The sequence below is a fragment of the Paraferrimonas sp. SM1919 genome (assembly GCF_010993985.1).
Lineage (GTDB): Bacteria > Pseudomonadota > Gammaproteobacteria > Enterobacterales > Shewanellaceae > SM1919.
The window spans coordinates 77,858-93,472 of record NZ_WINH01000009.1; the positions used below are offsets into that span (position 1 = coordinate 77,858).

Below are 15,615 nucleotides of genomic sequence, written 5' to 3' on the forward strand. Positions count from 1 at the left end.
GCATCCCTTCCAACTAAAACTAGATATAATATCCTAAACGACCATTTTACTCTTAAGATAAAAAAAAAAGCCACCTAAAAGGTGGCTTATTATTTTTATTTAAGATGCTCAGGGATCACATCGCGGGAAAATACCTGTTCAATAGATTCGTGCTTCTTGATCCAGTGGGCTTGATCACCATGAACTAACACCATTCCAGGACGTGGTAAGGCATTAAAGTTGGTGGTCATTGGTTCAATGTAAGAGCCGGTACTCAGCAGTGCCATCACATCGCCCTTTTCCATTTCAGGTAATTGCTGATCTAAGAACAACATTTCAGCATTACAAGTTTGCCCCACAACATCAGCTTTCATGGTTGTAGGCTGCTCAAGTTTGTTAGCTACGACTAACGGGAAGCGTTGTTGATCACTGCCACCGTGCAAATTCAAGAATGTTTCAGCAGTATCCAATTCAACCCAAATATTAGGTTGGTACATGGTTTCACGCTTAATATTACGCACCGTGGTGATATGAATACCCGTTTCATTATGTAGAGCGCGACCTGGCTCGACTTCAATGGTAATACCTTTGGTTTCCAAACCATAATGATTCATGGAATCACGGAACTGACTAGTAATGGCTTGTGCATAACCTTCAAAACTTGGCGTCTCATAGTCAGTCACATCGACTAAAATTTCGTTATCACGCTCAGAAGCAATACCACCTCCGAAATCAACATGCTTAGGCAACCAGCCGTTAAGTTCGGTAGAGATCATATGAATCATTTCTACATATTGGCCCACTAATGTTTTCCAAACATCGAGCTTTTTGGTGTGACGTCCCATATGAATATGAACACCTATTAAGTTCATCTCTGGGCTATCTTTAAGAATGTCTAAAATTGGGGCTATATCAGAATTTGGCAGACCATATTTAATACGTTGGGTCAGATCGGTAATGGTTAAACTTGGATAAAAATCAGAAGGCTCTTCACTAATACTCGGCATATAAGGTTTCAGTCGAAGCATGATGCGAGCTTGTTTATTTAGGCGAGCACAAACCTTCTTGATAATAGCCAGCTCATCGATTGCATCAATAACAATTCGAGCACCAAAATCAATGGCTTTTTCAATAATTGATTCATCTTTAATTGAGCCATTTACCGAAACCAGTTCCGCTGGTGTTCCTGCTTGCATGGCACAATAAAGCTCACCTGGACCATAAATATCACAGCCAGCGCCTTCAGAATTTAAGATACGGCGTATCGCTAAGTTAGGATTAGACTTTAATGCTGTCATAATCGCTACCTCACCCTCTGGCCAGAATTTCTCAAAGCTTGTTTTTATCTTTCTAAAGTTTTCTCTAAGAAGGGCCTCTGAAACTAGAAACACTGGAGTGCCAAACTCCTTAGCTAACTCAGAAACGTTACATTCTTCAATAAATAATTGGCCATTTCTTGAACTAAGGTAGGGATTAGTTTTAATCATTATATATTTTGCCTTCTTACAACTTCCATGCAGCGACACCATGTCTGTTAGACCAAAATATATTCAATTTGGGTCTTTTTTTATCGCTGCTTCATTGCTTTGCTCTTATAAAGTGGGATCTTTATCTCAATTTACCCCTTAGGACTAAATACCCAATAAGGGTAGTATGCAAACTAACGCATAATGTGCAGAGGAAGCAAATGTGATTTAAATCAATAACTTACCAATTAAACAGAATCTTAATCTAGGAAAACTTTATATACACGACTTGTTACCAATTGGTATCAATGTTAAAAAGTTACTGTCAGCTTGCAACCTAAATCCAACAAGAATCACCCTTTAGGATCAATTGTAAATTGTCAAAAATTTCATTTTCATAATAAAAAAATAATAAGTGGTTACCTTTATGAATACTTATCAATCCAGTAATAAAAATCTTATTACTGCTGCAATTATGTCCGCCGTAGGCAGTTTATTTTTCTTGATGATGCCTACCATTTTAGCAATGCTTGGGGAACATTTTAAGCTCTCTTTAGAGTTACAAGGTTATACTGCTTCGGCCTACTTCTTAGGTTTTTTAGTTGCTGGCTTATGCCAAAATAAAATTGAACAACTACTAGCTTTGAAACAACAAGCGCTAATCAGCTTTAGTTTCGTTTTAATGGCTCTACTTTTACTCAGTTATATTAGTGAGCCGGCGCTGTTACTGCTCAATTTAATCTTGCTAGGGATTGCCTCTGGTTCACTGTTTTCGTTAGCCATCAGTATTATCAGTTTCGCTGATGATCCAGATCGCTGGTTTGGCATCAAGGTTACCGCTGAACAGATTTTAAGTGCTATATTGCTGTTTAGTTTGCCTTTGCTGGTTACAGGATTCGTCAGCTTAATCTATTTATTATTTGTTGCCTGTATCATTTGTGCATTTTCGATATTTTTACTGCCTAAGCAAAAATTACAAAACCACGAAGCCGCTTCCTCTTTTAAATTATCTGATATCAATATCGCTTTTAAAGTCGGTGTCATTGCCATCATCATCAAATTTGCCGGGTTATCTGGTTTATGGGCATTTATTGAAACCATGGGCGGCGAACTCGCCCCCTCACCAGAGGTATTTGGCCAATCTATTGGTATCAGTTTGCTTGGTGGTCTAGTAGGTGGCTTAATTGCAGCCATTAAAGCCAGTAAATTTGGTCATAAGATACCATTGATCTTTGGTAACTTACTGCTACTAGCTATCATATACAGCTATAGCCTAGAACTGAATTTTGAACTGTTTATTGGCATTACTTTCGGTTTATCCTTCTTGTGGAACTACACCATTGCTTACGAACTAAGTCTGGTTGCTAAACATGATCCAAATAATAAGTACGTTTCATTAATGGCCCCAGCCATTGCCATTGGCGCTATTATCGGTCCGGGAATTGCCGGTAACCTCATTAGTATTAGCTCAGTCACGCTATTACTAAGTTGTGCCGTAAGTACCTTAGTAGCGACGATAATGTTCCTCAAAACCGATAATTAAAATAGCCACTCTTGAATTTTTTCAGTATTTACCCCATATAGTAATGAAATCTATAAGGGGTAAATTTTATGAATATTGTTTGCAGCCATTGCCTTGCAATTAATCGAGTTCCACAACAACGTCTTAGTCAACAACCCAATTGTGGTGGTTGTAAACAGCCCTTACTTGCTGGCACTGGATTAAATGTCAGCAGTGCACAATTTCAACGGTTTGTGGAAAAGTCTGAGTTTCCTATCGTCGTAGATTTTTGGGCAAGCTGGTGCGGCCCTTGTAAAATGTTTGCTCCTGTATTCAACCAGGTTGCTGACAATAAGAAGTCCCATGCTCATTTTTTAAAGGTAAACAGTGAAACCGAACAAGCGCTTGCTGCGCAATTTCAAATTCGCTCTATTCCAACACTGTTAATTATCAAAGATGGCAAAGAAGTTGCCCGTCAAAGTGGCGCTTTTAATGCGCCGCAATTTGAGCAGTGGCTTAAACAGCATAATGTTTGCTAAAGAGTGTTAAATTATTTTACATTTATAAAATATACATATAACAATCCATTAGTTAAACTTCTGTCGTAGTAAGGTCGATTATAATAGTGCCAAACGACAGGAGTGTTTCATGGCCAGCAAAAAACAAATTATTTTTCCTATTGTAGCAATTGCTGTAGCAGTTGCCATTGCAGCAATACTGGTATCACAAAAAAAGCCATTAGAGGTTAAAAAGCTTAAAGAAAGCATCCCCATAGTAAGCACCTTAGAAGTTGAGATCGCACCTAAACAATTACTGGTTAACTCTTATGGGATTGTCCAACCTCAATTTAATACCGAACTTATCGCTCAAGTCACTGGTGAGGTGGTCTATGTATCTGAAAAATTTGTCGACGGTGGCTTTGTTAATGAAGGCGATATCCTAATTAAAATCGACCCAAGTGATTATCAAGCCGATGTATTAGAAGCCAGAGCCAATGTTGCCCAAGCCAAAGCCAATCTTGTGCAAGAACAAGCTCAAGCAAAAGTTGCAGAAGAAGAATGGAAACGCATTAAAACGGGTACGCCAACGGCGTTAAGTTTACGTAAGCCACAATTGGCACAGATGCAAGCAAAATTAGACTCAGCCAAAGCTCGCCTGCAACGAAGTCAAAGGGATCTAGAGAGAACCATCATTCGAGCCCCATTTGACGCTCTAGTAGAACATCGACGCATTGGCCTAGGTGCTTATGCTTCCAAGGGAAGTCAGCTTGGTAATGTATTAAGCTCGCAGCTTGCAGAAGTCAGACTGCCTGTGAGTGACAAGGATTTACAATTCCTAAGCAGTATGGGCCATAACGCCAAGGTAAAGCTTAAAGCTGAATTTGCTGGCGAAGTACAAACCTGGTCAGCTCAAATCCAACGCAGTGAAGGCGTGGTTGATAAGCAATCTAAAATGACCTATCTAGTGGCTCAAGTTAAAGACCCATATTCCCTCAACAATACTTTACCTCCATTACGTTTTGGCAGCTATGTTACCGCAGAAATTGAAGGCCAAAACATAAAACAAACTACCGAGGTGCCAAGTTATTTAGTCAATAACAATAAAGTGGCAATTTTAGCAGCAGACAACACATTGCAGTGGCAGCAAGTTGAAGTGCTCAGAGAAGAAGGCAGAAATGCGGTGATCACTGCTGGTTTAGAGCAAGGGACTAAATTGATCACTTCAGCACTCGATTACCCAATTGCTGGTATGAAATTATCTGAATCCCCGATGAACGCTGAGGATAAGCTGGCCAGTGAAGATAGCACCATTAATGTCGCCGAAGTTAAAGGACAATAATCATGCCTGATACCAACAAAGGACTTATTGCCTGGTTTGCACGTAACTCGGTTGCGGCTAATTTGCTCATGCTTATTATCATTATCGGCGGATTGGTCAGTGCCAACGGCATTCGCAAACAGTTCTTCCCCCAAGTAGAAATTAACTGGATCCAATTTTCTGCTCAATATCCTGGAGCGGCCCCACAAGAGGTTGAAGAAGGGATCACCATGAAAGTTGAAGAAGCCTTAGAAAGTATCCAAGGTTTACAAAGGGTGATCACTTACTCTAATCGTAATCAGTCAACGGGTTGGATAAGAGTTGAAGACAGCTATGACCCACAAGTGGTTCTTGAGGAAATAAAAGCCGAAATCGATGGTATTAATTCTTTTCCTGAAGATATGGAAAGACCAAAGGTCAAACGTGAAAAAATGCGCCAAGAAGTGTTTTATTTAAGTCTTTATGGTGATTTAAGCTACAAAGAGTTAAAAGACTTAGGTCAAACCATTCACGACGAAATTCAGCAATTACCAAAAGTTACGATCTCTAACTTTTACGGCGGCTTAAACTACGAAATTGCTATTGAAGTATCTAAGGATAAATTGCGCCAGTATAACCTGAGTTTTAATGATGTTTCCCGAGCCGTTCGGGGTTACTCTCGGAATATGTCAGCTGGGCAAATCCGCGCCGAAAATGGTTATATTAACTTACGAGTGGAAAACCAAGCCTATATCGGGGACGAGTTTAGACGGTTACCACTTCTGACCTTCGAAAACGGCAGCAAGCTATTACTGGGGGACGTTGCCACAGTCAAAGACGACTTTGCCGAAGGCATTCAGTACTCAAAATTTAATGGTCAAAATTCGGTAAACTTTTTCGTTGGCGCTGCCCCTGATCAATCCATCACAGATATCGCAGATATCATAAAGGCATTTGTAAAAGAGAAGCAAAAACAGCTTCCTAAAGGCGTTTCTTTTGAGCCTTGGGTTGACATGACCTACTACCTAGAAGATCGCTTAGATTTAATGTTAGATAGCATGAAAACCGGTGCGCTACTGGTGTTTTTAATGTTAGCAATATTTCTTAGAATTAGACTGGCATTTTGGGTAATGATGGGCTTACCGGTTTGTTTTTTGGGGACGTTATTACTCATGCCGGTGGGGATGATTGATGTCACTATTAACGTGATCAGTTTATTTGGGTTTATCCTTGTGCTTGGTATCGTTGTCGATGATGCCATTGTCATGGGAGAAAGTTCACATCAAGAAACTGAGCGCCATGGCCAGAATATCGATAATGTCATTAAAGGTGTCAAAAAAGTTGCGGTTCCTGCTACTTTTGGGGTGCTTACCACAATAGCTGCATTTCTGCCTTTAATCTTGCAATCGGGACCTTCTGCAGCCTTTGGTCAGGCGATCGGCTTTGTGGTGGTATTGTGTTTATTATTCTCATTGATTGAATCAAAACTGATCCTGCCAGCCCACTTAGCTCATATGGCCGCCCCTACTCCAATTAAGGAAAACCCAACATCGCTAATGGACCGGTTGCGCAAGGTTATTAATACCGTGCAAATGAGTGTTCAAAATGGCTTAACAAACTTTATTGATAATAAATATCAGCCATTTATGGTTAAGGGTATTAAGTATCGATACACTATCATTATGAGCTTTTTGGGATTGTTAATTATCGCATCTGGAATGTTTATGGGTGGCTTTGTTAAAAATGTGGGTACCCCAAAAATTCCTCACGACTTTCCTCGGATCAATATTGAAATGAATGTCGACGCGTCAGAACAAGCGACTCTTGAGGCCGTGAAGACCATTGAAGCGGCTATGTATCGTGTTGATGCTCGTCTGCAACAACAATTTGGGCAGCCGATGATGGCTGATGTTCAAGTGCGCTTAAATGGTCGCACTCAAGCAGAAGTCATGACTAAGTTGGTTGATCCTGATTTACGTCCTGTTACTCCATTTGAACTCTCTGATTTATGGCGTGATGAGATTCCAGATATTCCTGGACTAAAATCATTCACCATTAAAGACAGCCTGTTTGGTGGTGGCCGTGATGATGGTGACATTAGCTTCCGCCTAAAAAGTAAAGACGAAACCCAGCTATTAGCCGCCGCGTCTGAACTCAAAGCCAAGCTTAACAGCTTAAAAGGAGTGAGTGACGTTAACGATTCTCGACAGTCTAGTGCTAAGGAAGTGCAATTTACCCTTAAACCACTGGCTGATGCGTTAGGGTTAACCTTAGCGGATATCGCTTCGCAAGTAGGTAACAGCTTTTATGGACTAGAGGCACAGCGTCTTATCCGCAACGGCGAAGAAATTAAAGTAATGCTACGCTATCCTGAAGAGCAGCGTAATTCCGTAGCAGATGTCAGTAAAGTATTGATCAGAACCAGTCAAGGCGCGGAAATTCCATTATCTGAACTGGCGAATATTGAATTGATTGATGGCATTAGTAGTATCCGCCGAGAAAATGGTAACCGAACTATCAATATTTGGGCGAGTGTAGATAATGAGCAAGCACAGCCTTTTGCCATCGCTGCAGACATAAAAAATAACTTTATCCCTGAACTGCTGCTCAGCTACCCTAAGGTAAGCTCTGAGCTATCTGGCAGTATTCAAGAGCAATTAGATGCCCAAGCTGAGCAAAACACCTTTTTCGTTATTGCGTTACTGGTTATCTTCACATTGCTGGCTATCCCGCTGAAATCTTACTTACAACCTTTGATCATTATGCTGGTGATCCCATTTGGAATTATTGGCTCTATCATAGGCCATATGGTGTTCCAATACGATCTTAGTGATTTATCCATGTTTGGTATTATCGCTGCTGCTGGCGTAGTTGTGAATGATTCACTGGTAATGGTGGATTATATAAACCAGGCTCGAGCAAGGGGCGTAGCGGTAAAACATGCTGTGGTAGAAGCTGGCTGTAAGCGTTTTAGAGCAATTTTGCTGACTTCTTTAACGACATTCATCGGGTTAATGCCTATTATGGCGGAAACCTCGATGCAAGCACAAATGCTAAAACCGATGGCTATCTCGTTATCCTTCGGGGTGCTATTCGCAACTGTGGTGACTTTGTTACTTACTCCTTGCTTGTACGTAATGGTTGAGGAATTGAAGCAAAGCAGCTATCGCTATTTTAAAATGGCAAAAAATATAGTTGTCTCTGATCATCAGCATTCTGCTTAAGCACTAGTAACAAAATAAAAATGCCCAGTATTTAATACTGGGCATTTTTAATGGGCCTGATAAATTAGGACACTTCCCAAGGCGTAATCGCTGACATATCTGACAAATCGTATGGGGTAAGTTGGTAAACGTAATAATTTAACCAATTGGCTAATAACAAAGAACCATGGCTACGCCAACGGCCTACTGGCGACTGACTTGGATCATTATTTCTGAAGTAATTCACCGGAATATCTGGATTGATACCAGCCTGAACATCCCTATGGTATTCCTGAGCTAAAGTATCCTTATCATACTCAGGGTGCCCCATCACAAATAGATTTCGATTATCTTTACTGAGTACTAGATAAGCACCCACCTGTTCTGAACTGGCTAATACCTCAAGCTCAGGGTGCAGCTCAAGCTCCTCTAGATTCATCTCGGCAAAGCGAGAATGCGGCGCATAAAATTCATCATCAAAGCCCCTGAGTAATGGCGCATTACTATCGGATTTTTGATGTAAGTATACTCCAGAGCGCTTTTGCTCCCTGACCTCTCGATTTAGACCATAAAAGTGATAAAACGCGGCATGGGCAGCCCAACATAAATACAGCACAGAAGTGCAATGCTGTTGTGACCAATTAAAGATGTCTTGAATTTTGTCCCAGTAGCTCACCTCTGTGAAATCAATTTGCCCCAATGGTGCTCCAGTGACGATTAAACCATCATAATTACGCTCCCTGATGTCTTTAAAGTCACGGTAAAAAGCATTCATATGATCACAAGGAGTATGTTTTGACTGTTTATCATGGATCCTTAGTAATTCAACATCGACCTGCAGTGGCGAATTACTGAGCATGCGCAAAAGTTGTGTTTCTGTCTCAATCTTATTAGGCATAAGATTTAAGATCAGCACCTTCATAGGACGGATTTCCTGATTGGCAGCCCTAGTTTCGGACATGACAAAGATATTTTCTTGATTTAATGTCTTAGCTGCTGGGAGGTGGTCAGGAATACGAACCGGCATAGTTACCTCTAATGATTATATCTATTTGTTCTATTAACTATAATAGGCATCATACACCTTGACGTCTAGATGTCTACACTTCTAAAGTTAAAATAAAAGCCAATCGACAAGATTGGCTTTTATGTACAAACATTAACTACTGGTTTTTAATTTCAATAGTGTCACCCTGCATTTCTCGCTTAAGCTGGGCTTTGCTCTTGTGTATTAAGTCACCATCGTTACCTACACTGAGATGGTCAGTATTTTTCATCTTTTTGGCTTGATATAGGATCACCAGCTGCATAGTGGATTCTTTTTGGTCTTCTGTAAGTGCTTGACCATTCTCCCACTTGCCTAATTCTATGGCTGTCCTCAACTTTAAGAAGAGCTTCTCATCCATGGAGTCAATAATCTTGTTTACATCGGTCATTATTTGTTCTCACGTTTATGCAGGAATAATCTAATTCGGCTGATCACATACCATAGCGCCCCAACAATCCCCATGGTAAACGCACTGATCTGTTCTCCAGAGCTCGGTTTATCTCCGCCCCAAAAATACAATGTCATAGCCGCAACGACTAAGGTGACAGCAGCAAATCCATGGGTTGTTAAACTGGCTTGCTTTTTAATCCTTTCAATGCGACGCCAACGCTCTAACGAGGCACTATCACCACTAAAGCTAACACCACAATAGCGACATTCTTGAGCTTTATCAGAGTTACGTTTATTACAAACTGGGCAATTTACTAAAGCCATTATGATTCTCAAACCTTGATTATTATTATGCAGTGATTTTACTGACATTTAACCATGAATGCGATCAAAAAAGCCGCCCAAATTGGCGGCTTTAACGTAGTTAGGGTACCCTTACGCGGTTTGCGCTTCAGACTTTTTTACACTATTAGCGCCACCTTGAGCCATAGTACCATATTTTTTTGAATACAAAGCGGTGATCACTGGCACAACTAGAGATGTCACAATAACGGCGGTCGCGACCAATGCTGTCGCTTGTTTAGCAATTGGTTCGAACTCAGGCACCAGTGCTGCAATCGCAACTGGGTTGCCAATAGCTGCACCTGCGGTAGAAGAAGCGGCAAGGCCGGCAGTGCCATTACCACCTCCAATCCATTTATCAGCGTATATGAGTGGGATACCAGTAATCACGATAACAGATAATCCAAGTAGTACGCCCAATACACCGGTATCCGCAAGTACAGTCAGATCAATAAAGTTACCAAGGGCAAAGCCAACAAATGGAATCATCACACCTGTAGCCTTAGAGAAAAACGCACGTAAATCATGGTCTAGGTTACCTAGAATAAAGCCCGCTAGGAAAGGCAAGATCGCACCAATTAAGTGATGAATTTCAAAGGTCGCCACCCCCGCTGCGCCTAAGATAAGCATGGTCATAAGCGGACCTGATTCAAGTGACATAAGTACAAATGCCCCTGACTCTTCTTTAGTACCATATTGCGTCATCAATGATGCGTATAAACCACCATTGGTCATATCCATCGCCGACACCAACGCCAATACCGAAAGACCGGCAAAAAAGCCAGCTTCAATGCTGCCACCAGGCATCCAATAAGTCGCCAGAACAGCGACAAGCCATGCAGTGGCGAGTTTAGTGATAACTAATACCCCTGATTTTTTAAGTACTACACCTGTAGAGCTTAAATTAATCGAAGCACCAATGCAGAAAAACCACACCGCTAAGATAGGTACGATACCTTTCATGATCCCATTAGTGAAACCACCAAAATATCCCGCTGCATCTGGGGCAAAAGTATTGATCACCGCACCAATAAAAAGAGGAATGAGCATCATGCCACCAGGGACACGCTCTAGAAATGCTTTAATTTTCATAGTCCATCACTTGAGTTAGTTGTTATTATCTCTAATGTAACTTAAGAAAATTAATCTTGAAGTGTAAGTAAAAATTCATTTTTCAGGTCAGATGTTCAATATATGGAATATTTATTGCGCCATATATAACTGCAGCCTCATAATGGCATCGACTACTCTGTAAAGCATAGGATGACGGGTCCAAATTTGACCTGACTCAGAATCAAAGTCCCTAGGTAAATTTGGCAAAGGATAACCCTCTATTCCTTGTTGGCTTAAGGTCATTTGCACTCGACAAGCATGAGCTTGATGGGAAACAAACCAGACTTGGTTCTGCTTAAGATGTGATTTCAACTGCTGTGATACCCCTTTAGTACTGAGGTAGTTGTTATTAACAGGCTCAATGGCGACAACTTGTGGATGGCCATAATCACTTAAAAAACTTGCCACTTCCCATTGCGCTAGGATCTGACTATCAAAAAAGTATGAAGATGAGCTGATCGTTTCGGCCAAGGTTTGATTTACAGGACCTGCCTGATATTGCCCTAGTTCGTCATAGCGATTACCAAACGCAAACGCAGTAATCGTGGTAGAAGCAAAGCCACTAGGTGGTGTTAATTGACAAGAAGAACTAGAGGCTACGAGCCCCAGATAAAGCAAAATGCTGTAAAGTATTGCCGAACCTATCAATAAAGCACTTTTAATCAAGCATGCACCTTATATCAATCAAACATTGATATAAGGATAGTATAATTTAATGAAATAACTCTGCTAAAGCATTAATATGCCTTGGGGTAACACGACAACATCCGCCGATAATTTTCACTCCCTGGCGAGACCAGCCTTTGGCATTATCGACAAAGCTAGCAACGTCACTATCACCATGCCAACACTTTTCACCAGCATCATAAGACTCTCCTGAGTTTGGATACACCAAAATAGGTAAATCAGTATTGGCTTTTAGGGTTTCAATCAGTTCTGTAATATATTTAGGCGCTGTGCAATTAATTCCGATGGCATGGATATTTTCTATGCCATTAATTAATTTAATGGCATCAGTCACTGCATTGCCATCATTTAAGCGATAGCCATTTTGACAAGATAAGCTGAGCCAAATGGGTTTTTCAAGTCCTGGCGCGAGTTCAGTAATCACCTTAATTTCCTGCAGACTAGGGATGGTTTCAAAAAGAATAACATCGACACTTGCCAGATTGAGCTGCAGCAGTCTTTGAAAATGAAATCGTTCTAAATCTGCATCATTGATGCCGTAATTGCCATGATACTCCGCCCCATTAGCCAATACCGCACCATAAGGACCAACACTGGCCGCAATTAAAGGTTGCAGCCGGTCACAATGGTTGAGCATAAAGCGTGTTCTTGCTTCAACTGCTAACGTGCTAGCAAGGGCCATGGCCTGTTCGATTTGCTGTGGTCGCAACCCTAGCTCAGCAAAACCTTGCACACTGGCCTGATACGAACTGGTTATGATGCAATCTGCTCCCGCCTCTAAAAATGCTATGTGCGCTGCAATTATTGCTTCAGGTTGCTCTAATAATAATTTTGCTGACCATAGGGGATGATTAAGATCATGCCCCATTGCTTCGAGTTGGCTGGCCAAGCCGCCATCTAAAACTAATGGCAATTCAAGATTTAACAAATTGTGCTTGAAAGCAGATATAGACACGATTTCTCCAAACAAAAAAGGCTACCCTAAAGGTAGCCTTAAATTAACACAGCGTGACAATGACTGTCTTGCCCTTACGGGTTAAGCCACTTCTGTCTCATCATCTTTTTTTGCTGCGGCCTTCTTAGTCGTCGTTTTTTTGGTTGCTTTTGCAGCCGTATTGACTACTGGTAATTCAGCAAAATCATTTACAGCCATTGCTGCTTTACGAAGCTCTTCAAACTCAAGTAATTGACTTGCTTCATCATTATCAATGAGCTCTTGCTCCAAAGCCTTGTCAACTAGCACAGGGATAGCAACTTTACGTGGAAGCTTGCCTGAGCGCTGTGCTTTAGCCAGTTTTTTCTGGATAGCCGCTGTAGCCAGCTGTGCTTGGTAAGCAGTCTCAACCTCAGCAATACCACTGGTATCACCTTCAAGATCTGGACAAAGCTGAGTTAAGCGTTGACGTACAATAGTATTACCAGCAACCGAACGAGCCACATCTTGGGCTAACGCATCGCTTGGCACCTTAAAGTGATTACCAAATGGGAATACTAACAGTTTAAGCAAGCCGCGAGCGATGGTACTTGGGAAGTTACGGATCGCACCCTCTAGCGCTTTTGAAGCATTGTATAGACGGTTTTGCATGATGTAATGCACAACTGGCAACTCTTCTTGAGTATGACCATTTTCTTCAAACCACTTAAGTGCTGCTGAAGCTAAGTAAAGCTCAGACAGTACATCACCTAAGCGCGCAGAAAACATTTCTTTACGCTTAAGATCACCACCTAGAACTAACATTGAAATGTCCGTTACAATCGCTAATGAAGCGGAAATACGGCCCATTTGTTTGTAGTAGCCCTTAGTTTCACCAGCAACAGGGGAACTGTTAAAGGCACTTGCCGTAATAGCGCTAAAGAAGCTCTTAAAGGCATTAGTCGTGGCATAACCAATATGCTTAACAAGTAGTTTATCGAACTTGTCTAGACCTGCATTTTGGTCTTCCATTGCCGCCGCTTCCATTTCACCAAGAACGTACGGGTGACAACGGGTCGCACCTTGACCAAAGATCATCAATGAACGGGTTAGAATGTTCGCGCCTTCTACAGTAATCGATACTGGTACGCCCATGTAGTGATGGCCTAAGTAGTTTTTAGGGCCAAGTTGGATACCTTTACCTGCTTGGATATCCATCGCATCATCTAATACCTTACGACCAAGTTCAGTCATATGATACTTAGTCATCGCAGTTACCACTGATGGCTTCACACCCGCATCAAGGGCGCCAAGAGTTAGGCGACGTGAAGCTTCGAGTAAGTAGGTATTGGCTACCATACGGGCTAAGGCTTCTTCTACACCTTCAAATTGAGTAAGTGATACACCGAACTGTTTACGAACATTACCATAAGCAGTGGTTGTCTTTAATGCCATGTGAGAGGTAGAGGTCGCAAGCGCTGGTAATGAAATACCACGGCCAGCAGACAAACATTCAACCAGCATACGCCAACCACGGCCAGCGTAATCGACACCACCAATGATCCAATCTAGTGGAATAAATACATCTTTACCACGGGTAGTACCGTTCATAAATGCCATATTTAATGGATTATGGCGGGTTGATTTAATTACACCTGGATGATCTGTTGGGATCAAAGCACAGGTAATACCCAGCTCTTTCTTATCCCCTAAAAGACCATCTGGGTCGCGCATCTTGAATGCTAAACCTAATACCGTCGCGATAGGCCCCAAGGTAATGTAACGCTTATCCCAGTTAAGACGCAGACCAAGTACTTCTTTACCTTCGTGTTCACCCTTACAAACCACACCGGTATCTGGGATACCGCCGGCATCCGAACCAGCTTCAGGACCAGTTAATGCAAAACACGGGATTTCACGACCATCAGCGAGACGAGGTAACCAGTAATCACGCTGCTCTTGAGTACCATAATGACTTAATAGTTCACCAGGACCTAATGAGTTAGGTACCATTACCGTCACGCCCACGCTATAAGAGCGAGCCGTAATTTGGCTTACAATGGTAGAGTTAGCGTATGACGAGAACTCACGACCACCGTACTTTTTAGGAATGATAAGAGCAAAGAAACCTTCATCTTTAAGGTATTGCCATAATTCTGGTGACAAATCTTTACGATTTTGCACAAAATCATGGTCGTCAATCATCTTCAGTGCCGTTTGCAACTGATTGTCGATGAAATGCTGTTCTTCTTCTGTAAGCTTGTTCGCTGGGTAGGCGTGCAGTTTGTTCCAATCTGGTGAACCAGCAAATAATTCGCCTTCCCACCAAACTTCACCTGCTTCCATCGCTTCACGCTCAGTGATAGACAGAGGGGGTAGAACACGTTTGAAATAAGCAAAAGCAGGTTTCGAAAGCAGCTGCTTTCTAAAGCCTGGGACTGCCAGTACGATGGCGATTACTGCGATAGTAACCGTCAGGATAAATAGAACTAAATCTAACATGATCTCGCTTTCCTTAACTGATGCTTGTGCCACTTACGCCAGCAGCGACGTAGGACACTAGCATGTCGACGATATTTTCAATTTTATTATTTTGAGAAAAATCTGCTTCAGCAATTTCTATCAAGGCTTTGCCAGAACCAATGGTAAAAATCATAGCACCTAAACTAAAGTGCATACGCCAAAACAGGTCTGAGCGACTAATTTGCGGCATCGCATTACTTACTCGCTCAATAAACACATTCAAAGCCTGCCCATATTCGGTCATGATAAACCAGCGCAAATGCCCTTGGCTTTCCATGTAACCGCGCCCTAAAATCTGTAAGAAGATTCGAGTTCCTTCAGCACTTTGGTTGTTCAATGCTAAAATTGCCATTGCTAGGGCATTGAGCACCTGTTTAATGTTTGCATCATGTTGCAGGTCTAGTAGGTTTTGCTCTAAAGTAGGCATGACAATGTCTAAATGACGAGCTAAAACTGCTCGTATCAATTCCTTTTTAGAACCAAAGTGATAATTAACTGACGCTAGGTTGACTCCTGCTTCGTCGGTAATCAATCGTAATGAGGTCTCGGCAAATCCTTGCTCGGCAAACAGGTGTTCTGCTGTTTCTAGAATTTTAAGCTTCGTGCTATTGGCAGCAGCCATCTAAAAAACCATTAATCAAAATTCAAACATA

13 protein-coding genes are annotated in these 15,615 nt (G+C 41.7%); 4 read left to right on the plus strand and 9 right to left on the minus strand.

Annotated elements, in window-relative coordinates:
- Positions 1-95 precede the first annotated feature (95 nt).
- Positions 96-1,466, minus strand: a complete 1,371-nt coding sequence (locus GFB48_RS07285) for a hypothetical protein (protein ID WP_163933290.1) — start codon at positions 1,464-1,466, stop codon at positions 96-98.
- 406 nt (positions 1,467-1,872) lie between these two features.
- Between GFB48_RS07285 and GFB48_RS07290 the strand changes: the two genes are divergently transcribed.
- The 4 genes from GFB48_RS07290 (at position 1,873) to GFB48_RS07305 (ending at position 7,967) form a co-directional block, all read left to right on the plus strand.
- Entirely contained in the window at positions 1,873-2,988 is a 1,116-nt protein-coding gene (locus GFB48_RS07290) for an MFS transporter (protein WP_163933293.1), read from the plus strand.
- Between the two features lie 68 nt (positions 2,989-3,056).
- Entirely contained in the window at positions 3,057-3,485 is a 429-nt protein-coding gene (gene trxC / locus GFB48_RS07295; RefSeq protein WP_163933296.1) for a thioredoxin TrxC, read from the plus strand.
- Positions 3,486-3,594: 109 nt separating this feature from the next.
- Positions 3,595-4,785, plus strand: coding sequence for an efflux RND transporter periplasmic adaptor subunit (locus tag GFB48_RS07300; RefSeq protein ID WP_163933299.1), 1,191 nt, complete (start codon positions 3,595-3,597; stop codon positions 4,783-4,785).
- Between the two features lie 2 nt (positions 4,786-4,787).
- On the plus strand, positions 4,788-7,967 hold the full coding sequence (locus GFB48_RS07305; protein WP_163933302.1) for an efflux RND transporter permease subunit: 3,180 nt from the start codon (positions 4,788-4,790) through the stop codon (positions 7,965-7,967).
- A gap of 64 nt (positions 7,968-8,031) precedes the next feature.
- Here GFB48_RS07305 and metA read toward each other — a convergent pair whose 3' ends face one another.
- The 8 genes from metA to GFB48_RS07345 all read right to left on the minus strand — a co-directional run bounded on the left by metA (position 8,032) and on the right by GFB48_RS07345 (position 15,584).
- Positions 8,032-8,973 (minus strand): homoserine O-succinyltransferase, encoded by a 942-nt coding sequence (gene metA / locus GFB48_RS07310; RefSeq protein WP_163933305.1) that lies wholly within the window; start codon positions 8,971-8,973, stop codon positions 8,032-8,034.
- Between the two features lie 136 nt (positions 8,974-9,109).
- Positions 9,110-9,382 (minus strand): DUF1315 family protein, encoded by a 273-nt coding sequence (locus GFB48_RS07315; RefSeq protein ID WP_163933307.1) that lies wholly within the window; start codon positions 9,380-9,382, stop codon positions 9,110-9,112.
- A complete protein-coding gene (locus GFB48_RS07320; protein ID WP_163933310.1) occupies positions 9,382-9,708 on the minus strand; it encodes a zinc ribbon domain-containing protein in 327 nt (108 codons plus the stop codon). The genes GFB48_RS07315 and GFB48_RS07320 overlap by 1 nt, the downstream gene beginning before the upstream one ends.
- Before the next feature lie 111 nt (positions 9,709-9,819).
- Positions 9,820-10,818 carry a 2-keto-3-deoxygluconate transporter gene (gene kdgT / locus GFB48_RS07325; protein ID WP_163933313.1) on the minus strand — a complete coding sequence of 333 codons (999 nt, stop codon included), beginning with the start codon at positions 10,816-10,818 and terminating at the stop codon, positions 9,820-9,822.
- A 111-nt stretch (positions 10,819-10,929) separates the two neighbouring features.
- Positions 10,930-11,505, minus strand: coding sequence for a hypothetical protein (locus GFB48_RS07330; protein WP_163933316.1), 576 nt, complete (start codon positions 11,503-11,505; stop codon positions 10,930-10,932).
- Between the two features lie 46 nt (positions 11,506-11,551).
- A complete protein-coding gene (gene mmuM, locus GFB48_RS07335; RefSeq protein WP_163933319.1) occupies positions 11,552-12,481 on the minus strand; it encodes a homocysteine S-methyltransferase in 930 nt (309 codons plus the stop codon).
- An 81-nt stretch (positions 12,482-12,562) separates the two neighbouring features.
- Entirely contained in the window at positions 12,563-14,941 is a 2,379-nt protein-coding gene (locus GFB48_RS07340; protein ID WP_163933323.1) for an acyl-CoA dehydrogenase, read from the minus strand.
- A 13-nt stretch (positions 14,942-14,954) separates the two neighbouring features.
- The gene (locus GFB48_RS07345) at positions 14,955-15,584 is read right to left on the minus strand and encodes a TetR/AcrR family transcriptional regulator (RefSeq protein ID WP_163933326.1); all 630 of its coding nucleotides are present in this window, start codon (positions 15,582-15,584) and stop codon (positions 14,955-14,957) included.
- Positions 15,585-15,615 lie beyond the last annotated feature (31 nt).